Below are 21,704 nucleotides of genomic sequence, written 5' to 3' on the forward strand. Positions count from 1 at the left end.
TCGAAGTATGGGCGGTCGCCGCGGCCGCGGACAGGGTGCGTACTCGCCTTTTCGCCGGGGCCCGGTTCCGCCTCGCTCAGAATGCGTAGTAGATCCGGTCCGCGTGCTCGGCCATCAGCTCGGCGTTCCAGTCGGTTCCGCCGTCCACGTTGCCCGAGCGGAACAGCGGGGGTGTGATGCCGCGTTCGGCCAGCTTGCCGACCGCGCTCACTACCACCGCCTGCATCAGTGCGCTGGTGACGATGGTGGACACCGAGCCGAACCCGGTTCCCGCTCCGGGGTGGCGGAGCTCGGCGTCACCGACCGCGACCTTGCTGTCCAGCACCACGTCGCAGTGGTCCTTGAGGTACGTGCCGGACGGGTGCCGCGAGCCGACCCGCCCCGGGTAGGCGAGCGAGGTCACCCCGACCACGTGCATGCCCCGGGCGCGGGCGTGCGCGGCCAGCTCCACGGGCATCACCTGGCAGCCGGAGAGCGAGATCACGAAGAGCAGGTCGCCGGCGGTGGCGGGGGTCAGGTCCAGGGTGGTGGTGGCCAGACCGGAGACCCGCTCCAGCGCGCTGCCCAGCGGCGCCGGCATCACGTTCACCCCGGTCATCCCGGGCACGTTCAGCAGGTTCACCACCGCCAGGCCGCCGGCCCGGTAGACCACGTCCTGGGCGGCCAGCGAGGAGTGGCCGGCGCCGAAGGTGAAGATCCGCCGGCCGTCGGCCACCGCGTCGGCCAGCAGCACCGCGGCCCGGTCGATCGGCTCGGCCTCCTCGGCGCGGACCCGCCGCAGGTGGGCCACCGCGGCGTCGAAGTACTGCCCGACCAGATCGCTCATTCGATCGTCCCCTGGGTCGCCCCGAGTCGGTGGAGAAAGGTACGGCCAGCACGCTGCTGCCTGCCCGGGCCCGCTGTCAACACTGCCCGACCGGGTGGGAAGCCCGCACGGGCGGGCTCGGTTATCAGTGCGGTAGGTCAGAATTGGCGGTAGACCTCGAGGGAACGGAGCCGGCGGCGATGTCTGGGCTGATCGATACGACTGAGATGTACCTTCGCACCATCCTTGAGTTGGAGGAGGAGGGCATCGTTCCGATGCGTGCCCGGATCGCCGAGCGGCTGGAGCAGAGCGGTCCCACGGTCAGCCAGACGGTCGGTCGGATGGAGCGGGACGGCCTGCTCCAGGTCGCCGGCGACCGCCACCTGGAGCTCACCGAGGACGGGCGCCGGCTCGCGGTGCGGGTGATGCGCAAGCACCGGATCGCCGAGTGCCTGCTGGTCGACGTGATCGGCCTGGAGTGGGAAGAGGTGCACGAGGAGGCCTGCCGCTGGGAGCACGTGATGAGCGAGCAGGTCGAGCGCAAGGTGCTGAAGATGCTCGGCCACCCGACCCAGTCGCCGTACGGCAACCCGATCCCCGGTCTGGACGAGCTCGGCGATACCAGGGCCGAGGGCGAGGGCTACGACGCCGCGCTGGTGACCCTGGACGCGCTGCGGCCCGGTGACGGCGGCGCCCGCGTGGTGGTGCGCCGGATCGGCGAGCCGATCCAGACCGACGAGGAGCTGATGCGCACGCTGCGCCGGGCCGGGATCCGCCCGGGCGCCACGGTGCGGGTCGCGTCGTCGGTGGACGGGGTGCTGGTGGGCTCGGGGGCGGACGCCGCCGAGCTCGGCAAGGACATCGCGGCGCACGTCTTCGTGGCGCGGGCCTAGCCGTCCGCCCGCGGGTGTGCGTCCGGGCCCGGCACGTCCCCGCGTGCCGGGCCCGGACCCCCCGGTCCCTCCCGATCCCCCGCCGCCGCCGACCGGCTTCCCCGTCCGGTCGTCCCCTCGGCTCCCCCGGTCCTTGCGCTTCCCCGATCCTTGCTGCCTGGCTGCCACCTCCGGGTCGATTTGGTGCGAAAGCGTTACGCAACCAATCATCCCCGCCCCAAGGAACGCCAATCCTGTCAAGCCGTCACCCAATCGAGCGGCTTGTCGAACAGGGGGTCCGGGTACACCGGTCTGTTACGGCGAAGCCTGCCTGACGCTCCGCCAGTCGACCGGCAGGGGCCGGCTCAGGGTCCCGGCCAGGGGGCGGCCCGGCGGCAGGCGTAGGCCAGCGAGCCGACCAACTGCACCGCGTCCGGCAGCCAGCGGTTGGCGAAGGACGGCGGCCGGGCCCACTGGGCGAAGCCGTACGGACCGAGCCGGGACGGCGGCGCCACGATCCAGTCGCCCTCGCCGCGCCCGGTGAGGTCCAGCCGGTCCGGCGCCCAGCCGAACCGCCGCAGCAGCTCCGGGAGTTTGGCCAGGGTGCCGGGCGGCGCCAGGAAGAGCAGCCGGCGGTCGCGCCGCCCCGGCTCGGCCGGCGCCGACAGCACCGGGCCGAACTGCAGCTGCATGCGCTCCATCCGGGTCAGCGCCAGGCAGCCGGCCGTCACCGACACGTCCAGCACGTCGAACGACCGTCCGGCCGGCAGCAGGATCGCGGCCTGCGGATCCTCCGTCCACCAGTTCCGCACCCGGGTGGGGCCCGCGCTGGCCAGCCGCTGCCAGTCGTGGTCCGCCGGGTGCGCGCCCGGTCGCGAGCAGTGGGCCGCCCGGCAGGAGCAGTACGGCCCGCCCTCGCCGTCGACCAGGTGGGTGCCCGGCACCACCTCCCAGAGCCAGTCCTCCGCGTACCGGATCGCCTCGGTCAGCAGCGGGGATGCCGCCGGCGGGGAGGTCGCCGCGCCGCCGCAGCCGTGCTCAGGGATTCCCGGGTGCTCGTCCACGCGCTACTCAACTGGTGGCGGTGGGGCGGGTTACGGGCCGACTCCGGGCGTGTGCGCCGCGCCCGGGTTTGTCACTCGAAACGGTGATCGCGGCGACCGGGCCGCGGGCGCCGCCCGGGTCGGCGCGGTGGCGCGCCCTGGCGCGGAACGTGGCGCTCCGAGGGCGTTGATCCGGTGGTCGTCCGGTGTCCGTCCGCAGTTCGAGGGACGGGCGCAGCGGGGGCGCACAGGAGCATTTTCCCGGGCGCGCATGGGGAACAGGTCGTCCGCATGGGTATCCCGATGGTGTCGTAGATCGCTAACCTGGCCTCAAGTTCCTTCACTGGCCGGGTAGTCGGCACGCCGTTCGGCACTGCGCGATCGGTGCCGCGCGAGCGGTCGGCCGGCACCAGAGCAGCAGAGTCGACGCCTGCCGGCGCAGCCGGGGGCGCTGGGGAGGCGAAGCCCATGGCCGCGAGACCACTCGTCGCACGACAGCCCAACGAGCGTCTGCAGCAGCTGATCCAGGAGGCGAGCTGCTCCAACGCGGGTCTGGCCCGCCGGGTCAACCTCTGCGGCGCCGAACACGGGCTCGACCTGCGGTACGACAAGACCTCGGTCGCCCGCTGGCTGCGCGGTCAGCAACCGCGCGGCCAGGCACCGGCGGTGATCGCCGAGGCGCTCGGGCGCAAGCTCGGCCGCGGCGTCACGGTCGAGGAGATCGGCATGGCCGACGGCAAGAACCTGACCTCCGGGGTCGGGCTGCAGTTCGCCGCCACCCTGGCCGGGGCCGTGGAGCAGGTCTGCGAGCTGTGGCGCAGCGACGTCAGCCGGCGGGACTTCCTGGGCGGCGCCTCGGTGGCCGCCTCGGCGCTTGTCGAGCCCAGCCGGGACTGGCTGATCACCCCGCCCGACCCGGTGGTGGCGCGCACCGGCGGACCGCGGGTCGGTCCGTCGGACGTGGCGGCGATCCGGGCCACCACCGAGATGCTGGTCGACCTGGACCACCGGTTCGGCAGCGGCCACGTCCGCCCGGTGGTGGTGCACTACCTGAACAGCGTGGTCTCGGGGCTGCTCACCGGGGGCTACCGGGAGGAGACCGGCCGTCAGCTGTTCGCCGCGGTGGCCCGGCTGACCGAGCTGGCCGGCTACATGGCGGTGGACACCGGGCAGCCCGGGCTCGCCCAGCGCTACTACATCCAGGCCCTGCGGCTGGCGCAGGCCGCCGACGACCGCGGCTACGGCGGCTACGTGCTGGCAGCCTCGATGAGCCACCTGGCGGCCACCCTGGGCAATCCGCGGGAGATCGCCCAACTGGCCAGGGCCGCCCAGGAGGGCGCCCGTTCGGTCGCCACACCGACCGCGATGGCGATGTTCTACGCCGCCGAGGCCCGCGGCCACGCCCTGCTGGGCGACGTCCGCTCCTGCGAGCTGGTCGCCGCCAAGGCGGTGGCGGCGATGGAGAAGCGCGACCCGGAGCAGGACCCGGACTGGATCGCGCACTTCGACGAGGCCTACCTGGCCGACGAGTTGGCGCACTGCTACCGCGACCTGGAGCACGGCAAGCAGGCCGAGAAGCAGGCCCGGATCGCCCTCGACCTGCATCCGGTCAGCCGGGTGCGGCGCCGCGCGGTGGACCTGGTGCTGCTGGCCACCGCGCAGCTGCAGCAGCGCGACATCGAACGCGCCTGCGAGACCGGGGTGCAGGCGGTGCGGCTGCTCGGCGGGCTGCGCTCCAACCGGGGCGTGGAATACCTGGACGACTTCCGGCGCCGGCTGGAGCCCTACCGGGACCACCGGGTGGTGCGGGACTTCCACCAGCGCGCGGAGGTGGAGGCGGCGTGACGGTCTGTCGGCGGCCCGGTGTCCGAGGGTTTCCGGCACCCGCCCGCGTGGTCACCCGAAGCGGTGAACCGGTAGCGTGGGCCGGAGGTTCCGAGGAACTCCAGCAGCAGTGGTCCGCCGTCAGTGAAAACGCGCGGAAGAACCGAGGAAGGCCCGGGTGCTCTCACCGGACAGACAGCGCGGGCGGTCCGCACCATCGACCGCCCCCTCGACGCTGACCGCTCCGGTGCGCCCACGGCCGTGCACAGGTGAGGATTCGCGTTGAGCCAGCGCCGCTCGTACCCCAACTCCGGTGACTTCAACCTGGACGACCTGTTCCGTCCGGAGCCGGCCGCGCCGCCGGGACCGCCGGTCGTCCCGGGGCAGGGCAGTCCGGAGCCGGGCGGACCCGAGTACCTGGCGCCCGGACAGACCTGGCACGACCAGCCGACCCAGCTGGCCGGCCAGCCGGTGGCCGAGACCCAGGCCCTGCCGCCCTACCCGACCAGCGATCCGGCGGGCGGCTTCCCGGGCGACCCGTCCTCGGGGGCCCAGCAGTCCTTCGGCGGGCAGCAGTCCTTCGGCGGCGGGCCGTCGTACGGCGGGCAGCAGTCGTTCGGCGGCAACCAGTCGTTCGGGGGCCAGCAGTCGTTCGGGGGCAACCAGTCCTTCGGGGGCAACCAGTCGTTCGGCGGCAACCAGCCCTTCGGGGGCCAGCAGTCGTTCGGTGGGCAGCAGTCCCCCGGGAGCCGGCAGTCGTTCGCCGGCCGGCCCGGTGGCCATCCGGCGGCGAGGCCGGACGAGGCCCCCCGGCCGGGCCGGGCGGGCGGTCGGTCGGTTGGCGGCGGCGGGGTGCCCCGCAAGGCGGTGATCGGCGGCCTGGTCGCGGTCTGCGCGGTCGGCGGGATCCTGGTCGCGGTGCTGGTCGGCGGCGGTGACAGCCCCAAGCAGCCGCGCCAGACCCCGGTGGCCGAGGCCTCGACGGCCGGCTCCCCGTCGGCGTCGGCCGGCAGCAGTGCCGGCGCCGGCACGTCCGCGCTCAGCGCCGACGCCCAGGCGCAGGCCCAGGCACTCTCCGGCCTGCTGAGCCAGGCCAGTGCCAGCCGCCAGGCGGTGGTCGGCGCGGTCGCCTCGATCGGCAAGTGCGACAACCCGGCCGCCGCCCAGCAGGCCCTCACCCAGGCCTCCGGGCAGCGCAAGGGGCTGCTGACCACGCTGGCCTCCCTCAAGGTGGACAAGCTGCCGACCGGCCCGACGCTGGTCCAGCAGCTCACCCAGGCCTGGCAGGCCTCGGCCAGCGCCGATGACGCCTACGCGGCGTGGGCGGGCGACGCGGTGACCGGCTGCGACCCCAACAAGGTGGGGGGCGACGCGCACAAGCAGGCCGGCGACCAGGCCAGTGGGACCGCCAGCAGCGCCAAGAAGCAGGCCGCGGCCACCTGGAACGCGATCGCCGGCCAGGCCGGCCTGTCCACCCTGGGCGACGCCCAGCTCTGACCCCGCACCGGCCCGCCCTGGCGGGGCGTCAGGACGGGCCGCTGGTCAGCCGGTCGGCGGCGGGCCACTGGTCAGTCGGTCGGCGGCGTGCCGCCGGTCAGCACCCAGCGGACGTCGGTGAACCCGGGCTGCTGCTCGACCAGTCGACCGCCCCGCACCTGCTGGAAGGTGACCGACGTGTTCACCAGGCGCGGCGAGTCGGCGCTGGCCAGCAGGTTGGCCAGGCCCCAGTTGAGCGGCGGGGTGGCGCCGCCGGTGTCGATCGGCGTGCCGCTGTCCAGCACGTCGCGCAGCGAGTGGCTGTTCGCCGGCCGGCCGTGCCCGATCCGCTGAACCGCCTGTAGGAAGACCTGGTAGGCCACCCAGGTGGTCTGCACCCCGGGGTCGGCGGTGTCGATGGTGGCGTCGGCCGCGGCCCGGGTGCGCACGATGGCCCGCAGCGGGTCCCACACCTGGGACGCCTCGGGCGGGAACCAGCCGACCGCGTAGGCGTCGGCGAGCGGGCCGGCGTCGCCGCCGGTGGAGTCCACCACCGACTGCTGGAAGCTGCCGATCACCGAGAACAGCCGGGTGTTGCGGTGGGGTTGCCGACGCAGCGAGTCGAGCAGGTTGAGGGTGGGCAGCGGACCGAGCGCCGCGGTGACGCAGTTGCCCGGCGCGTCGGAGCCGATCGCGGTCTGCGCGACCTGGGTGTAGTCGGTCGACTTCTCCTGGGCGCGGACGTCGGTGAGCTTGACGCCGGCCGGGGCGAGCGCGCTGCCCAGCGCGCCCGGCAAAGTGTCGCCGGCCGGGGTGTCCGGCCGGATCAGCGAGACGGTCCGGCAGCCGGCCCCGACCAACTGCCGCCCGCTGCCGGCGATCAGCGCCGGGGTGCCGCCGGAGACGGGGTAGGAGAGCGGGCTGCTGAACTCGGGGTTGGAGAGGCCGTAGCCGCCGATGAACGGGATCCTGGCGTTCTCCAGGACCGGCATGAAGATGTCGCCGTACTGGCTGTAGGAGCCGACCACGGCGATCGCGCCGGCGTCCACGGCCTGCTTGGCGCAGGCGGCGGCGCCGTCGGAGGTGTTGTGCTCGTTGCAGGTGAGCACCCGCAGCCGGTGCCCGGCCACCCCGCCCTGGGCGTTGACCTCGGCGCCGATCGCGGTGGCCAGCTGGGCCATGCCGGGCCGGTCGGTGGAGCCGGAGTTCCAGGGGGCGAAGGTGAACACGGTGAGCTCGGTCCCCGGGCCCGAGGCGTCGGCCTTGGCGGCGCAGCCGGAGCTCGCGAGCACGGCCGGCAGCAGTGCCGCCGCGGCCGCCAGGGCCAGCGGGCGCCCGGCGCGGCGACCGCGCCGCGGTGCCCTCGGTGCAGCGGTCATGTCGGCTGTCCCCCAATGCGGCCGTGATATCGGCCCCAGCCTTGCGGGGCGTCCGCTCCACGAGTGGGCAACTCGTTCAACGAGCGGTTAACCGGAGATGAACTCAAGGGCCGGACGCGTGTAGAACCTGTTCGCGCGGGAACGTACGATCGTCTGCCATGGCGGTCAGCACAGAAAACTCCAACGGCTCTCCCCTGAACCCTTCTCGTCCGGGGCGCCGCTCCAGCACCATGGGCAGCATGCCGCTCAACGACCTGCCCTGGTGGCGCTGGCGCGCCCGCCTGCGTTCCGCCCTGCACATGCTCGCCGACCCGGCCTTCCAGCAGGAGTACTGGGCCACCGGGCGGGACGGCTACGGGGATGTCACCGACGCCGTCTACCGCCTGGTCGAGGACAGTTGGCTGGACCGCTGGTCGGCGGAGAAGTACATCGGTGCCGTGGTGCGCGACGCCGACGAGGCGGCCCTGGTGGACGCCGCCGTGCTGCGAGTGCTGCGGATCCTCCACGAGGTGGGCGCGGACGCTCCGTCCGCCGCCTACCTGGGCCACCCGGACTGGCCGGCCGCGGTGGCCGCCGCCCGGGCCGCCCACGAGCTGCTCAGCACCAACGACGGCGAGGACCCGGACGCCCCGCCGCGTTCGCTCGAAGTGCTGAGGATCCTGACGCGGATCGGCTGACCCGGGCCCGGCTGTGCCAGGCTTGGCCCTCACCCCTCCCTCCTGCCCGCCGGCGGACCGGGAGGACCCCCGGCCGGTGGGCCGGGGGCGCCCCCAGCCGGCGGGCAGGGGCGAGGGGCCCAGACCAGCGGACGAACCGGAAACGAGGACCGAGAGCGTGGCGCAGCAGACCGCGGCCGAGCCGACCCAGTACGTACTGACCCTCTCCTGCCCGGACAAGCAGGGGATCGTGCACGCGGTCTCCAGCTACCTCTTCATGACCGGATGCAACATCATCGACAGTCAGCAGTTCGGTGACCGGCACGGGGACACCTCCCGGCCGGAGGCCGGGGGAGGGCTGTTCTTCATGCGGGTGCACTTCTCGGCCGAGCGCCCGGTGACCGTGGAGAGCCTGCGGGCCAGCTTCGCCGCGATCGGCGCCTCCTTCGGGATGGAGTGGGCGATCCACCCCGCCGAGGCGAAGATGCGGGTGATCCTGATGGTCAGCAAGTTCGGGCACTGCCTCAACGACCTGCTGTTCCGCACCTCGATCGGGGCACTGCCGGTGGAGATCGCCGCCGTGGTCTCCAACCACACGGACTTCGAGGAGCTGACCGCCTCGTACGGCGTGCCGTTCGTGCACATCCCGGTGACGGCGGAGACCAAGCCGGCGGCGGAGCGCCGACTGCTGGAGCTGGTCGACGAGCAGGACGTCGAGCTGGTGGTGCTGGCCCGCTACATGCAGGTGCTCTCGGACGACCTGTGCAAGGCGCTCTCCGGCCGGGTGATCAACATCCACCACTCCTTCCTGCCGAGTTTCAAGGGCGCCAAGCCGTACCACCAGGCGCACGCCCGCGGCGTGAAGCTGATCGGTGCAACCGCCCACTACGTGACGGCCGATCTGGACGAGGGCCCGATCATCGAGCAGGAGGTGGCCCGGGTGCAGCACGACGTGACGCCCGATCAGCTGGTCGCGCTCGGCCGGGACGTCGAGAGCCAGACGCTGGCCCGCGCCGTGAAGTGGCACAGCGAGCACCGGGTGCTGATCAACGGCAACCGGACCGTGGTCTTCGCCTGACCGCCTGACCGCCTGACGCCTGACCGCCTGCCCGCCTGACCGTCGCCCAGCCGCCCGCGGTGGGGCAGCGGTGGGCCCACGGCGGGGCAGGGCGGTGGGCCTACGGCCGGGAGAGCAGCGGCACCGCCGCCAGCACCTCCCGGATCGCCGCCCGGTCGCCGTACTCGCCGACCGGCAAGTGCTCCGGATCCCGGTGCGCGGCGGCCAGCTGGCAGAACTCCACGCCGTCCATCACCAGTTCGGCCACCGGCTCGACGGGCGGCTGCTCCGGGGCGGTCGACCGGCCGTCCAGCGGGATCAACCACTGGCCGGCCGCCGGGCCCTCGATCACCAGCCGCACCGTGCGCCCCGGGCCGGGGGCGCCCTCCGGCTGCCAGGCCGGGGGAGCGGGCGCGGACCCGGGAGCGGGCCCGGGGCCGGCATAGGCGGCCTGGCGGCGGCCGACCAGCGCGCCGGGCAGCTGCCTGGCGGCCAGGTCGACCATCTGCCGCAGGTGACCCGGGGCCGGCTGGGCGTACGGGTAGGCGACCGCACGGGCCACGTCCTCACCGTGCATCCAGGTCTCGAACGCCCGGTCGATGAAGGCGTCGCGCACCGGCAGGGCGGTGAAGCCGTAGTCCACCGGCAGGTCACCGGCCTCCGGCACCGCCCCGCGCAGCAGCGCCTGCGACTGGGCCCGCCAGAACTGCCGCACCTCCTGCGGGGAGTGCGCGGCATGCTCGGCGGCCAGTCGCTCGCCGCGGTCCAGCAGCCCGCCCCACGGCGCCGGCCCGCTCGCCTGGGCGGGCACCCGGGGCCACGCGGAGCCACCCGGGTCCGGCAGGCCGAGCGCGGTGCCGACCAGCCCGTCCAGTGCCGCCAGGTGGCAGAGCACCTCGGCCGGACGCATCCGCAGCGACCCGCCGCGCCACGGCAGTTCGGCCAGCTCCTGCCACTCGGCCGGCCCCAGGTCGCGCAGCAGCGCGTCCAACTTGGCGGTCTCGGCGGCGAACGGTGCCGCCCAGCCGGCCAGCGGGTGCTGCGCCGCCCGACGGTTCAGGCAGAAGTCCAGCACCTGCTGGCGCAGCCCGTCCGGCTGGTCCAGCGGATCGTCCAGGCTCAGCCGGCCGGCGGCCCGGCGCAGCCGTTCGCCCTCCTCGGCGCACTCGGCGCAGCCGAGCAGGTGCCGCTCCACCTCCGCCGCCTCGTCAGGGAGGCAGGCCCGCAGCGCCCAGGCGCCGAGCAGACCGCGCAGCGCTTCGTGCTCCTGCTCAGTCATCCCGCACGTCCCCCGTCACGAGCCGAACTCAAGTTCGTTGGCGAGCAGTTGCAGACCCAGACGGAGCCGCTGGCGGGCCGCCTGCTCGCTGATGCCCAGCTGGCGCGCGGTCTCCTGGTAGGTCCGGCCGTCGTACCAGGTGGTCTCCAGGGTCTCGCGCAGCGCCGGCGGCAACGCGGCCACCACGTACTGCGCCTGGGCGGCGGCGGCCCGCTGGTCGATCTCCTCGGAGCGCAGGTCGGCCCGCCGCAACCGCTCCACCGCTCGTCGGTGGGTCAACTCGCCGACCCAGGAGCGCAGCGAGCGCTCGCCCGGGTCGAACTCCTCCGGGTGCTCCCAGAGATGGCCGAAGACCTCGCGGGTGAGCTGCGCGGCCGCCTGCTCGTCACCCAGGATCCGGCCGGCCAGGCCGTGCACCAGTGGTGACAGCTGGTCGTAGAGCTCGCCGAGCGCGCTCTCCTCGCCGCGGGCCAACCGCGACCGCATCTGCTGGTCCCAGTCCGGAGCGGTCATGCGTCCACCGTATAGCGGCAGCCGGTGCCGGGGCGGGGATTGTAGGAATAACACTTCTCTCCGGCGACATCCCGCCGCCGCGTGGCCGCCACTGGCGGGCGGCTCCCGGGGAGTAGTTTTCACCACACCGTTGCGAAGGTCGTTGCGATGCTCGGCCGGGCGAACGGACCAGTATGCGCCGGGCTGTCCCCCGATCGCTGGAATATGCCCGAAGCGGTTGTCCGGCCCGGATTCCGCGAATCATCCTGGGGCCTGAACGGGGCGACGACATGGGCAGTCCAACCGGTAGCTCGTCATGCAGGTGGTGGAGCGGTGCAGGTGGTTCAGGAACAGCTCGCGGTGGCCGCCGACCCCGCCGAGGTCGGCCGGGCCCGGCGGTGGGTCCGGGGCAGGCTGCTCGACCTCGGGGCCGATCCGGCGGCCGGCTACGCCGAGACGCTGGTGCTGCTGGTCTCCGAGCTGGTCACCAACGCCGTGGTGCACGCCGGGAGTCCGGCGGTGCTGCGGCTGGTCTGGTCGCGGGACGAGGGGCCGGTCCGGGTGGAGGTCGCGGACGCCTCCGGCACGGCACCGCAGCCCCGGCACGCCTGCCCGGGGGCGACCAGCGGGCGCGGGCTCGAACTGGTGGAGCTGCTCGCGGCCCGCTGGGGCTGGTGCCCGAAGGCCGGCGGGAAGCTGGTCTGGTGCGAGGTGGACCGGACCGACCTCGTCGACGGCACGGCACCGCGGGAACCGGCGCCCTTACTGCTCGACCGTCCGCTTGACCGTGTACAGACGGCTGATTCTCGATCATCCCAAGGCCGAAACGGGTCGCAACCATTCCGAATTTCGGATGAACCATTGACGTGACGTATCGGGCTGATCACCCTTGGGGCAGCTCTCCGTTGCGAGGGGATGCCAAGGGGCTGCCGTGCCAGTGGAAATGACGGTCAGTCACGCCTTGGCGAGTGCGGGGCGCCCGGCAGTGCGGGTCAGGGCCCGTACCGGTGGCAGCTCGGGACGGGAGGCCCGGGCTGCCACCGCGGCTCCTCCGCCGACCGGCCGGTCGGTCTGTCGGTGCCCACGGTCGCCGATGCCCTGCTTCTCGGACGGTCCGGCCGACGCTCGGACATCGGTTCTCGGGTGTTCCGTCCGGCTCCGGGGCCGCCGACCAAGCCGGAACGTCACCGCCGCCCGATAGGCTCGGGCGCATGTCGCTGCGCTTCACGCTGGACCCCGAGCTCACCCCCGGACTGCGGGCCGAGATCGTCACGCTGTGGACGGAGGTGAGCAACGCCGGGGGCGCGGTGGGGTTCGTGCCGCCGGTCACCGAGGACGACGTCCGACCGACTGCCGACCAGCAGTTCGCGGGGGTCGGCGCGGTCGGCGACCCCGACGCCGACCGGCTGCTGGTGGCCCGGGAGGACGGGCGGCTGGTCGCGGTGCTCTTCTTCGAGAGCATGCGGTGCGGCCTGATGGACCACTGGCGGCTGCTGAAGCGCCTGATGGTCGATCCCAAGCAGCAGGGCCGCGGCTACGGCCGGGAGCTGCTCGCCGAGGCCGAGCGGATCGCCCGCGGCTGGGGCCTGGCCGGCCTGCGGCTCACCGCGCGCGGCGGTCAGGGCCTGGAGCGGTTCTACACCGCATGCGGCTACACCGAGGTCGGCCGGGTCCCCGGGGCGATCCGGGTGGCCCCGGGTGACGACCGCGACGACATCACCTTCTGGCGCGCGTTCGACTGACGGCACTACTGGCGCGCGTTCGACCGACGACCCGGCCGGCGCGCATCCGCCTGACGGCCGGTGTCCCGCCAGACGGCCGGTGTCCCGCCTGACGGCCGGTGTTCTCTGACGTCCGGTGTCCCGCGTGATGGCCGGTGTCCCGCCCGCCCGGGGAGCCGGGCGGGCCGCTCATGATCGGTCCGGCGGGCATGCTTCACTGGGAGACCTGCCGTACCCGCGCCACCCACGAAGGAAGCCACCCGTGAGCAGCAAGAAGCACGCCACGCTCCGTTACACCTCGCTGCGGGCCAGCATCTTCCTCGCCTGCCTGCTGGTCTTCGCCCTGCTCGGGCACTTCGGCGTGATCCCGGTGACGGGGTCCCTCGGCTCCATCCTCCTGCTGATGCTCGCCGTGATCGCGTCGGCGCCGATCAGCTACGTGCTGCTGAGCAAGCAGCGGGACGACATGTCCGAGCAGATCGTCACCGGTGTCAGCAGCCTCAAGAACCGCGCCAAGCAGCGGATCGCCGAGCAGAACGCCGAGGAGGACGCGGCCGACGAGGCCGCCCGCGCCGCCGCCGGCCAGCAGTAGCCGCCATGCCCGGCACCCCGGCCCGCCGCCCCACCGGCCGCGACGTCGCGCAGCTGGCCGGCGTCTCGCAGGCCACCGTCTCGCTGGTCTTCTCCGGCGGCGAGGCGAGCCATCGGGTCTCCGCCGCCACCCGGCAGCGGGTCCTGGACGCCGCCCGCGGCCTGGGCTACCGGCCGCAGGCGGCCGGGCGGCAGCTGCGCCTGGGCCGCAGCGGGATGGCGCTGCTGGCGGTGCCCAATCTGCAGGGGCCGTTCTTCGGCCGGGTGCTCACCGGGGTGGAGGAGGAGGCGGCCCGGCACGGCCTGGCCGTGGTGGTCAGCTCCGGCTGGAACGCCGCCACCCTGGCCGAGGCCGCGACCACCAGCCGGTTCGACGGCCTGCTGATCTGCTCACCGGACGACAGCCAGGTCGGCGAGCTGCCGCCGGGCACCCCGGCGGTCTTCCTGGACGCCGATCCGGCGACGGCCGGCGGCGCCCCGACCGTCGAGCTCGACCTGGCCGCCGGCATGGCCGCCGCCGTGTCCCACCTCACCGCACTGGGCCACCGCCGGATCGGCCGGCTGCGCTCCGCGCTCAGCGCCCACACCTTCCGGGTCCGGCAGGCCGCCTTCGAACGGGCCGCCGCCGGTCTCGAGGTGCTGGAGTACCAGGTCGAGCTCAACCAGGGCGAGTCCGCCGCCCGGACCGTCGCCACGGAACTGCTCTCCCGGCCCGACCGCCCGCACGCCGTGCTCTGCGACGACGACGTGGTCGCCTCCGGCGTCTACCAGGCCGCCGCCGACCTGGGGCTGCGGATCCCGGCGGACGTCTCGGTGATCGGCATCGACAACGTCTCCATCGCCGGGCTGCTCACCCCGCCGCTCACCACCGTGGACCTGCCCGGTGAGCGGCTCGGCCGCACCGGCATCTCCGCCCTGGCCGCCCTGCTGGCGGGCGAGCGGCCGAAGGCCGTCGCCCCGCTGCCCACGGCCTTGCTGGTCCGGGCGTCGACGACCGGCGCATAGCGGGGCCGGGGTGCCCGGTGACGGGGGGCCAGGCGGTGAGCGGGAACGGGAGAGCGCGTAGTAGCCCGGTGACCAGGGGGGCCACGGGGTGTGGAGCTGTCGGCGGGGGTGAGCCGTGGTGCGCCGCCCAGGGCGACCCCGCTGAGCGTGCACCGGGCGACGGCGGTCAGCGCTCGGCGGCCGGTGGCGGGGACCGCGCGCTCGAGCGCCCGGGCGGTCAGGCGGTGACCAGGGGTGCCGCCAGGCCGGGTGCCACGGGGGCGTGGAGCTGTCGGCGGGTGGCGAACAGCAGGGCGCCGCCAAGGGTCACCCCGCCGACCGCGCACCAGGCGACGGCGGTCAGCGAGTCGGCGACCAGCGCGCCGGAGACCGCGTAGCCGAGCGCGTTGCCGGTGGCGAACAGGGTGACCAGCCAGGCGAACGCCTCGGTCACCGTGCCGGTCGGCGCCAGCTCGGCGACCAGCACGAACGCGGCGGCCAGCAGCGGCGCCAGGCCGATCCCGGAGACGAAGGCCAGCGCGACCATCGGCCACGGGCCGGGCATCAGGAGCAGCGGCAGGTAGCAGGCGGCCATCCCCAGGGCCAGCGCCCAGGTGCGGGTGGCGGTGGAGCTGCGCCAGCGCATCGCACCGTAGCCGAGTGCGCCGAGCAGCCCGGCGAAGGCGGCCACCGCGAGCAGCAGGCCCGCGCCGCCGGGCAGGGCGCCGTGGTGCCGTTCGGCGTAGGCGATGAAGAGCACGTTCTGTGCGCCGACCGTCCAGCCGGCACCGGCCAGGCCGATCAGCAGCAGCACCAGCCCCGGTGAGCGCAGCGGGCCCAGCAGCCCCGCGCCGTGCTCGCGCGGCGGGGCCTGCCAGCGGCGGGCCGGTGCCGCGCCGGCCACCACCAGGGAGCCCAGCAGTCCCAGCACGGCGGCAGTCCACAGGGCGGCCACCGGACCGGCCGTGCCGGCGATCGCGGCGACCGCCAACGGTCCTGCCACATAAAGGATCTGCTGCGACGCGGAGTCGAAGGCGTAGGCGGTGTCGAGCTGCTCCCCGGCGACCACGTCCGGCCAGAGCGCGCGCAGGCAGGGCTCCAGCGGCGGCATCGCAAGCCCGGCCGTCGCCGCGCCGCCGATCGCGGCCGGCGCGCTGCCGGGCGCCAGGGCCAGCAGGGCGTAGCCGCAGCCCGCCACCAGGGCGGAGCAGAGCAGCACCCTGGGCTGGCCGGTGCGGTCGACGATCCGGCCGAGCACCGGGCCGCCGATGGCGGCCGCGAGGGCGTAGGCAGCGGTGGCCAGGCCGATCCTGGTGTAGGGGGCGCCGGCCTGACGCAGCGCCAGGGCGATCACCAGACCGGTCATTCCGGCGGGCAGCCGCCCGAGCAGGGTGCCGGCCAGCAGACGGGTGACGTGCGGGGCACGGAGCAGGGCGAGGTAGCCCACGGGGGTTCTCCCGGGGTCGTGGGGCGGGGAGGCTCCTGCAAGTTATACGTATAACCAGATCAGGTCAACCGCGCCCGGCCCGGCCCGACCGGACCGTTCGTGTCCACTCGTTGTCCACATGTCAAACTTCTACTTTGAACAACTCAAAGCTTCACTGCTAATGTGTCGGCCATGACCACCTCCGACGCGCCCCGGCGGCAGCACATGAGCGGCTCGCTCATGTCGCGCGCCGCTTCGCGTCCGGGCGGGGTCACCGTGGTGTCGTGCCGCGCCGGCTCGTGTCGCGTTCCGAGCTGTAGCTAGGCGGCGTACCGCCCGCTCCCGGTCGCCCGTTCGACCGGAGCCCCTCCTTCCGCGTGCGCCGCCCCGCCTCCGACGCCTCCCTCCCCGCCAACCCCCCCGGAGTAGCACCCCCATGTCCACACCCGCGCCCACGGCCCTCAGTCGCCTGCGCCGCACCCCGTTCTGGGTGCAGATCGTCGCCGGCCTGGTCCTCGGCGTCGCGCTCGGCTTCATCGCCCGGCAGAACGACGTCTCCTGGCTCACCACCACCCTGGACACCATCGGCAAGACCTTCATCCAGCTGCTCAAGCTGGCCGTGCCGCCGCTGGTGTTCACCGCGATCGTGGTCTCCGTCGCCAACCTGCGGCACGTCACCAACGCCGCGCGGCTGGCCGTGCGCACCCTGCTCTGGTTCGGCATCACCTCGCTGATCGCGGTCGGCATCGGCCTGGCCATCGGCCTGCTCACCGACCCGGGCACCGGCACCCACCTGTCCACCAGCGGCCTGAAGGCCCCTCAGGACTCCGGCTCCTGGGTCGACTTCCTCACCGGGATCATCCCGACCAACATCGCCGACGCCTTCCTCAAGGTGAACGTGCTGCAGATCGTCTTCCTGGGCGTGGTGGCCGGTGCCGCCATCCTCAAGATCGGCGCCAAGGCCGAGCCGATCCTGAAGCTCAGCGAGTCGCTGCTGGAACTGGTCCAGACCGCCCTCTGGTGGGTGATCCGGCTGGCCCCGCTCGGCACGCTGGGCCTGATCGGCAAGTCGGTCGCCCTGTACGGCTGGAACCTGCTGCGCCCGATGGCCACCTTCACCGCCGACATCTACGTCGGCTGCGCGCTGGTGCTCTTCGTCGTCTACTCGCTGCTGCTGCGCTTCGTCGGCGGCCTCAACCCGGTGCGCTTCTACCAGGGCGCCTGGCCGGCGATCCAGCTGGCCTTCGTCTCGCGCTCCTCGGTCGGCACCCTGCCGGTCACCCGCCGGGTCACCGAGCGCCTGGGCGTGCCCGGGGAGTACGCCAGCTTCGCGGTTCCGTTCGGCGCCACCACGAAGATGGACGGCTGCGCGGCGATCTACCCGGCGATCGCGTCGATCTTCGTCGCCCAGGTCTACGGCATCCACCTGGGCATCGGCGACTACCTGCTGATCGCCTTCGTCTCGGTGATCGGCTCCGCCGCCACGGCCGGCCTCACCGGCGCCATCGTGATGCTGACCCTGACCCTGTCCACCCTGGGCCTCCCGCTGGAGGGCGTCGGCCTGCTGCTGGCCATCGACCCGATCCTGGACATGATGCGCACCGCCACCAACGTGGCCGGTCAAGTCGTCATCCCGGTCCTGGTCTCCGCTCGCGAGAAGACCCTCGACCTCGCCGCCTACGACACCCCCGGGGAGTTCTACGACGAGGACCCGGCCGAGCCGGCGCCGGTCGCCGCTGCCGCCTGAGTACCGAGACCACCCCTTCGGGCCCCCGGATGTCCTGCGACGTCCGGGGGCTCGCTCGTTCGTGTGAACGGGGCAACGGTGCCGAGCGGGTGGGCGTTACGGTGACCGAGGACCGGGAGGAGGCGCCATGAGCGCAGAACGGGCGCGGGAGTACCGCGTCGATGACCTGGAAGCGGCGTTGAAGCTGTCTATCCGCCATATCCACGGTGATCGGGCGCAAATCGTCGAGGGAGTGATCGATCTCGTGTCGCCGAGCTGGGACCACGAGTCCGTGGCCGACATCATCCGGGAGCAGCTCGGCCCGAAGGCACGTGAGCTGGGCTTGCGGATGGGATCCGGTGACATCGACCTGCCGGGCAGCAACAACTGGTACATCCCGGATATCGCCGTGGTGCCACGAGAGTTGGTCAAGGGTGCCAAGGCCCTGCTGCCCGATCAGACCCTGCTGGTGGTGGAGGTGACGTCGGAGTCCAACGGGGATACCGACCGGGTCGTCAAGCGCCGCCGCTACGCCGAGTACGGCGCGCCCCTCTACCTCCTGGTGGACCGTCAGGAACGCAGCTGCACGCTCTTCTCCCAGCCGGGGGCGCTGGGCTACACCATGGCGGTCGGTCCGCTTCCGTTCGGCGCGTCCGTCGAACTCCCCGAGCCCTTCGGGCTGGCGCTTCGGACCGACGAGTTCTGAACCGGAGAAACGGCAGGGGGCCCGGTGCGGGCCCCCTTGGTACTGCTATTCCGTGCTCGTGGGGCCCTGACGGACCACCGGCGGACCCGCGGTGAGGCCCGGAGCGATCAGGTGATCAGCAAGTGATCAGACTGCGGTGACGTTCTCCGCCTGCGGGCCCTTCGGACCCTGGGTCACGTCGAAGGTGACCGCCTGGTTCTCCTCCAGCGAGCGGAAGCCGCTGGCGTTGATCGCGGAGTAGTGGACGAAGACGTCCGGGCCGCCGCCCTCCTGGGCGATGAAGCCGAAGCCCTTCTCAGCGTTGAACCACTTGACGGTTCCCGTGGCCATGCCGTTCTCCTTGCGAGGGACGTGGTGGACACCACACGTGTTGTGGCATCCGGTCCGCTGCGCTGATCGCCCCGCCTCCGGACCCGGGTCCGGAGTTTTTCGCACAGTGTTGCAATGCTGAAAAACTACAAAAAGCCTGCGGTTACATGCTCCGCAGGCTTCAAGTACTGCAAGGGGAATCAAACTGCAACTGAGTGAAACGGTAGCACGGAGGCGCGGCCCCGACCAGGGGTGTCCGAAGGTGCGGGAGGGGCGTGTCGGCGGCTGCCGAAGTGTGTCGGGACAGGCCTGTCGGCGGGTTGCCGGGGCCCGTCGGGAGAGGTGCGCCGGTGCCCGCCGAAGCGTGTCGCAAGGGGGTCCTGACGGATGGCCGAGGCCCCGGGCATACCCTGCGAAGACGGCACCGACAGGCAAGAGGGAGCACGCAGTGGCCGATCTGGTGGAACGCAGCGACGAAGGCCGCACCCGGACGCGCGAGGCCGTGAGGACGGCCCGCCCGAGGGTCGGCCACATCGAGTTCCTGAACTGCGTCCCCCTCTACTGGGGGCTCGGCCGCACCGGCGCCCTGCTCGACCTCGACCTCACCCGGGACACCCCGGAGAAGCTCAGCGACCAACTGGTCGACGGCCGGCTCGACCTCGGCCCGATCACCTGCGTGGAGTACCTGCGGCACGCCGACGAGCTGGTGGTGCTGCCGGACATCGCGGTCGGCAGCAACGGCCCCGTGATGTCCTGCGTGATCGTCAGCACCGTGCCGCTGGACCAGTTGGACGGCCGCCCGGTGGCGCTCGGCTCCACCAGCCGCACCTCGGTGCGGTTGGCCCGGCTGCTGCTGGAGGAGCGCGAGGGCGTGCGTCCGGAGTACTTCAGCTGCCCGCCGGACCTGGACGCGATGCTCGCCCGGGCCGACGCCGCCGTGCTGATCGGGGACCCGGCGCTGCGGGCCACCCTGGAGGCGGACCGGCACCCCGAGCACACGGTGCACGACCTGGGGCAGATGTGGCACGAGTGGACCGGCCTGCCGTTCGTCTTCGCGGTCTGGGCGGCCCGCCGGGAGTTCGTGGAGCGTCAGCCGGCCCTGGTGGCGGCCCTGCACCGGGCGTTCCTGGAATCCCGGGACATCTCGCTGCTGGAGGCCGACCGGGTGGCCGCGCACGCCGCCCGCTGGGAGGGCTTCGACGCCCCGGTGCTGGAGCACTACTTCCGGGAGGCGCTGGACTTCTCGCTCGGCGAGGCGCAGCTGGCCGGGATCGCCGAGTTCGCCCGCCGGGTCGGCCACGACAGCGGGTTCGCCCCTGATGTGACGGTCCGCCTGCTGGCCGACAGCCGGACGGCCTGAGCCGGCGGCCGAGCGGCGTCCAGGGGCCGGGATCCGCGGGGCGGCAGTGCTCCGGAGGCGGCCGAACCCGCTGGCGTAGGCTGGTTCGGTCGTTCCACCCCTTGATGCACCCGGAAGAAAGAAGGCCGCCAGGTGACCGAGCTCGCCGCGCCCCACGCCGCGCCCAGCAGCGACCTGCAGGCCGTTCTCGACCGGGCCGCCGCCGGAGGCCGGATCACCCCGGAGGAGGCGCTGGAGCTCTACCGCTCGGCGCCGCTGCACGCCCTCGGCGCCGCGGCGGACGCCGTGCGCCGCCGCCGGTACGCGGGCGTCGAGCACATCGCCACGTACATCATCGAACGCAACATCAACTACACCAACGTCTGCGTCACCGCCTGCAAGTTCTGCGCCTTCTACGTGCCGCCGAAGAGCGACAAGGGCTGGTCCCGCGACCTGGAGGAGATCCTGCGGCGCTGCGCGGAGACGGTGGAGCTGGGCGGCACCCAGATCATGTTCCAGGGCGGCCACCACCCGGACTACGGCGTGGAGTACTACGAGCGGGCGTTCTCCGCGATCAAGGCCGAGTTCCCGCAGCTGGTGATCCACTCCCTCGGCGCCTCCGAGGTCGAGCACATGTCGCGGATCTCCGGCGTCTCCATCGAGGAGGCGATCACCCGGATCCACGAGGCCGGCCTGGACTCCTTCGCCGGCGCCGGTGCCGAGCTGCTGCCGGAGCGTCCGCGCAAGGCGATCGCCCCGCTCAAGGAGTCGGGCGAGCGCTGGCTGGAGATCATGGAGACGGCGCACGGCCTCGGCGTCGAGTCGACCTCCACCATGCTGATGGGCACCGGCGAGACCAACGCCGAGCGGATCGAGCACCTGCGGATGATCCGCGACGTGCAGGACCGCACCGGCGGCTTCCGGGCCTTCATCCCGTACACCTACCAGCCGCAGAACAACCACCTCAAGGGCTCCACCCAGGCCACCGTCTTCGAGTACCTGCGGATGATCGCCATCGCCCGCCTCTTCCTCGACAACGTGGCGCACATCCAGGGCTCCTGGCTGACCACCGGCAAGGAGGCCGGCCAGCTGTCGCTGCACTACGGCGCGGACGACCTGGGCTCCGTGATGCTGGAGGAGAACGTGGTCTCGGCGGCCGGGGCCAAGCACCGCTCCAACCTGACCGAGCTGATCCACCTGATCCGCACCGCCGACCGGGTGCCCGCCCAGCGCTCCACCACCTACGAGCACCTGCGGGTGCTGGACGACCCGGCCAACGACCCGGTGGACCCGCGGGTCGCCTCGCACATCGCCTCCACGGCGATCGAGGGAGGGACGGCGCACCCCGAGCTGAAGATCCTCGCGAACGACTGACCGATGCTCACTCTGCACCGGGGCGCGGTCGACGCCGTGCTGGTCCAGGACGACCGGATCGCCGCGCTCGGGCCGGCCGCCGAGCTGGCCGCCGCGCACCCCGGTGCGCGGGTGCGGGAGTGGCCCGGCGGCCGGATCACCGGCGGGCTGGTCGAGCCCGCCGCCGTGGAGCTGCTGGAGCGCCGCTACCACCCGGACCCGCGCGAGGGGATCGGCACCGAGCCCCGCGAGCTGCCCGCCGGCCTGTCCGAGCCGGCGCTGGGCGGCAGCGCCCGGCGCGGGCTGCAGGCCCTGCTCGCGCGCGGGGTGACGGCGGTGGTCGGGCCGTTCACGGTGCCCGTGGTGCGGACCGCGGTGGCCCGCTCGGGGCTGGCGGTGGTGGCGGCCGACGCGCCGTTCGACCGTGAGGTGGTGGTCGGCGGTCGAGCGGACTTCGCCGTCCTCGGCCTCGGGGGCGCCGCCGGCGACCGCTGCCTGGCCACCGTACTGGCCGGTAGGATCGTCTTCCGGGGCCGGGGCTGAGCTGCTGCGGGTAGCTGCCGGACGCCTCGTCAGGCCGCGAACTCCGCAGCCCGCGAAGGCGCCTGACGCCGCCTGGCAGTGGCCCATCCGGCTGACAGCGGTTACGATCCCGGTCGGCCCGTC

At 73.3% G+C, this 21,704-nt stretch carries 21 protein-coding genes; 14 read left to right on the forward strand and 7 right to left on the reverse strand.

All coding sequences use genetic code 11. From position 1 onward, the window contains the following. Positions 1-76: 76 nt before the first annotated feature. On the reverse strand, positions 77-826 hold the full coding sequence (locus tag LN042_RS06295; RefSeq protein ID WP_230049242.1) for a sugar isomerase domain-containing protein: 750 nt from the start codon (positions 824-826) through the stop codon (positions 77-79). Between the two features lie 179 nt (positions 827-1,005). Here LN042_RS06295 and LN042_RS06300 point away from each other — a divergent pair, with 179 nt between their 5' ends. Next, a complete protein-coding gene (locus tag LN042_RS06300) occupies positions 1,006-1,698 on the forward strand; it encodes an iron-dependent transcriptional repressor DtxR (RefSeq protein ID WP_230049244.1) in 693 nt (230 codons plus the stop codon). A gap of 344 nt (positions 1,699-2,042) precedes the next feature. Here the strand turns inward: LN042_RS06300 and LN042_RS06305 are convergent, their stop codons facing one another. Beyond that, complete coding sequence (locus LN042_RS06305; RefSeq protein WP_230049246.1) at positions 2,043-2,741, reverse strand: bifunctional DNA primase/polymerase; 699 nt, start codon at positions 2,739-2,741, stop codon at positions 2,043-2,045. A gap of 447 nt (positions 2,742-3,188) precedes the next feature. Between LN042_RS06305 and LN042_RS06310 the strand changes: the two genes are divergently transcribed. Both LN042_RS06310 and LN042_RS37195 read left to right on the forward strand, forming a co-directional pair. Then, positions 3,189-4,565, forward strand: a complete 1,377-nt coding sequence (locus LN042_RS06310; RefSeq protein WP_230049247.1) for an NsdA family TPR-like regulatory protein — start codon at positions 3,189-3,191, stop codon at positions 4,563-4,565. A 261-nt stretch (positions 4,566-4,826) separates the two neighbouring features. Then, on the forward strand, positions 4,827-6,041 hold the full coding sequence (locus LN042_RS37195) for a hypothetical protein (RefSeq protein ID WP_283843586.1): 1,215 nt from the start codon (positions 4,827-4,829) through the stop codon (positions 6,039-6,041). 71 nt (positions 6,042-6,112) lie between these two features. Here the strand turns inward: LN042_RS37195 and LN042_RS06320 are convergent, their stop codons facing one another. Continuing rightward, the gene (locus LN042_RS06320; RefSeq protein ID WP_230049249.1) at positions 6,113-7,399 is read right to left on the reverse strand and encodes an ABC transporter substrate-binding protein; all 1,287 of its coding nucleotides are present in this window, start codon (positions 7,397-7,399) and stop codon (positions 6,113-6,115) included. 158 nt (positions 7,400-7,557) lie between these two features. Here LN042_RS06320 and LN042_RS06325 point away from each other — a divergent pair, with 158 nt between their 5' ends. Then, positions 7,558-8,076, forward strand: coding sequence for an SCO4402 family protein (locus LN042_RS06325; RefSeq protein ID WP_230049251.1), 519 nt, complete (start codon positions 7,558-7,560; stop codon positions 8,074-8,076). Between the two features lie 157 nt (positions 8,077-8,233). Beyond that, positions 8,234-9,133: a formyltetrahydrofolate deformylase gene (purU, locus tag LN042_RS06330; protein ID WP_230049252.1), complete on the forward strand. Its 900-nt coding sequence runs from the start codon at positions 8,234-8,236 to the stop codon at positions 9,131-9,133. Between the two features lie 100 nt (positions 9,134-9,233). On the opposite strand, the gene LN042_RS06335 is transcribed toward purU, so the two are convergent. Both LN042_RS06335 and LN042_RS06340 read right to left on the reverse strand, forming a co-directional pair. Then, positions 9,234-10,391: a maleylpyruvate isomerase N-terminal domain-containing protein gene (locus LN042_RS06335; protein ID WP_230049254.1), complete on the reverse strand. Its 1,158-nt coding sequence runs from the start codon at positions 10,389-10,391 to the stop codon at positions 9,234-9,236. A 15-nt stretch (positions 10,392-10,406) separates the two neighbouring features. Continuing rightward, on the reverse strand, positions 10,407-10,904 hold the full coding sequence (locus LN042_RS06340; RefSeq protein WP_230049256.1) for a sigma-70 family RNA polymerase sigma factor: 498 nt from the start codon (positions 10,902-10,904) through the stop codon (positions 10,407-10,409). A gap of 312 nt (positions 10,905-11,216) precedes the next feature. Here LN042_RS06340 and LN042_RS06345 point away from each other — a divergent pair, with 312 nt between their 5' ends. The 4 genes from LN042_RS06345 to LN042_RS06360 all read left to right on the forward strand — a co-directional run bounded on the left by LN042_RS06345 (position 11,217) and on the right by LN042_RS06360 (position 14,200). Then, positions 11,217-11,753: an ATP-binding protein gene (locus tag LN042_RS06345; RefSeq protein ID WP_230049258.1), complete on the forward strand. Its 537-nt coding sequence runs from the start codon at positions 11,217-11,219 to the stop codon at positions 11,751-11,753. Between the two features lie 341 nt (positions 11,754-12,094). Further along, the gene (locus tag LN042_RS06350) at positions 12,095-12,625 is read left to right on the forward strand and encodes a GNAT family N-acetyltransferase (protein WP_230049260.1); all 531 of its coding nucleotides are present in this window, start codon (positions 12,095-12,097) and stop codon (positions 12,623-12,625) included. Between the two features lie 241 nt (positions 12,626-12,866). Beyond that, entirely contained in the window at positions 12,867-13,196 is a 330-nt protein-coding gene (locus tag LN042_RS06355; RefSeq protein WP_230049262.1) for a DUF4229 domain-containing protein, read from the forward strand. 5 nt (positions 13,197-13,201) lie between these two features. Beyond that, the gene (locus tag LN042_RS06360; protein WP_230049264.1) at positions 13,202-14,200 is read left to right on the forward strand and encodes a LacI family DNA-binding transcriptional regulator; all 999 of its coding nucleotides are present in this window, start codon (positions 13,202-13,204) and stop codon (positions 14,198-14,200) included. 217 nt (positions 14,201-14,417) lie between these two features. Here LN042_RS06360 and LN042_RS06365 read toward each other — a convergent pair whose 3' ends face one another. Next, positions 14,418-15,626, reverse strand: a complete 1,209-nt coding sequence (locus tag LN042_RS06365; protein ID WP_230049266.1) for an MFS transporter — start codon at positions 15,624-15,626, stop codon at positions 14,418-14,420. Between the two features lie 415 nt (positions 15,627-16,041). Here LN042_RS06365 and LN042_RS06370 point away from each other — a divergent pair, with 415 nt between their 5' ends. Both LN042_RS06370 and LN042_RS06375 read left to right on the forward strand, forming a co-directional pair. Beyond that, positions 16,042-17,352, forward strand: coding sequence for a dicarboxylate/amino acid:cation symporter (locus LN042_RS06370; RefSeq protein WP_230049268.1), 1,311 nt, complete (start codon positions 16,042-16,044; stop codon positions 17,350-17,352). Positions 17,353-17,479: 127 nt separating this feature from the next. Further along, positions 17,480-18,037: a Uma2 family endonuclease gene (locus LN042_RS06375; protein ID WP_230049269.1), complete on the forward strand. Its 558-nt coding sequence runs from the start codon at positions 17,480-17,482 to the stop codon at positions 18,035-18,037. A gap of 126 nt (positions 18,038-18,163) precedes the next feature. On the opposite strand, the gene LN042_RS06380 is transcribed toward LN042_RS06375, so the two are convergent. Beyond that, on the reverse strand, positions 18,164-18,367 hold the full coding sequence (locus LN042_RS06380) for a cold-shock protein (RefSeq protein WP_101381817.1): 204 nt from the start codon (positions 18,365-18,367) through the stop codon (positions 18,164-18,166). A 436-nt stretch (positions 18,368-18,803) separates the two neighbouring features. Between LN042_RS06380 and LN042_RS06385 the strand changes: the two genes are divergently transcribed. The 3 genes from LN042_RS06385 to LN042_RS06395 all read left to right on the forward strand — a co-directional run bounded on the left by LN042_RS06385 (position 18,804) and on the right by LN042_RS06395 (position 21,581). Continuing rightward, positions 18,804-19,706: a menaquinone biosynthetic enzyme MqnA/MqnD family protein gene (locus LN042_RS06385; RefSeq protein ID WP_230049491.1), complete on the forward strand. Its 903-nt coding sequence runs from the start codon at positions 18,804-18,806 to the stop codon at positions 19,704-19,706. A gap of 132 nt (positions 19,707-19,838) precedes the next feature. Then, positions 19,839-21,059, forward strand: a complete 1,221-nt coding sequence (gene mqnC / locus LN042_RS06390) for a cyclic dehypoxanthinyl futalosine synthase (protein ID WP_230049271.1) — start codon at positions 19,839-19,841, stop codon at positions 21,057-21,059. A gap of 3 nt (positions 21,060-21,062) precedes the next feature. Continuing rightward, on the forward strand, positions 21,063-21,581 hold the full coding sequence (locus tag LN042_RS06395; protein WP_230049273.1) for an imidazolonepropionase-like domain-containing protein: 519 nt from the start codon (positions 21,063-21,065) through the stop codon (positions 21,579-21,581). Positions 21,582-21,704 lie beyond the last annotated feature (123 nt).

This window comes from Kitasatospora humi (genome assembly GCF_020907985.1).
Lineage (GTDB): Bacteria > Actinomycetota > Actinomycetes > Streptomycetales > Streptomycetaceae > Kitasatospora > Kitasatospora humi.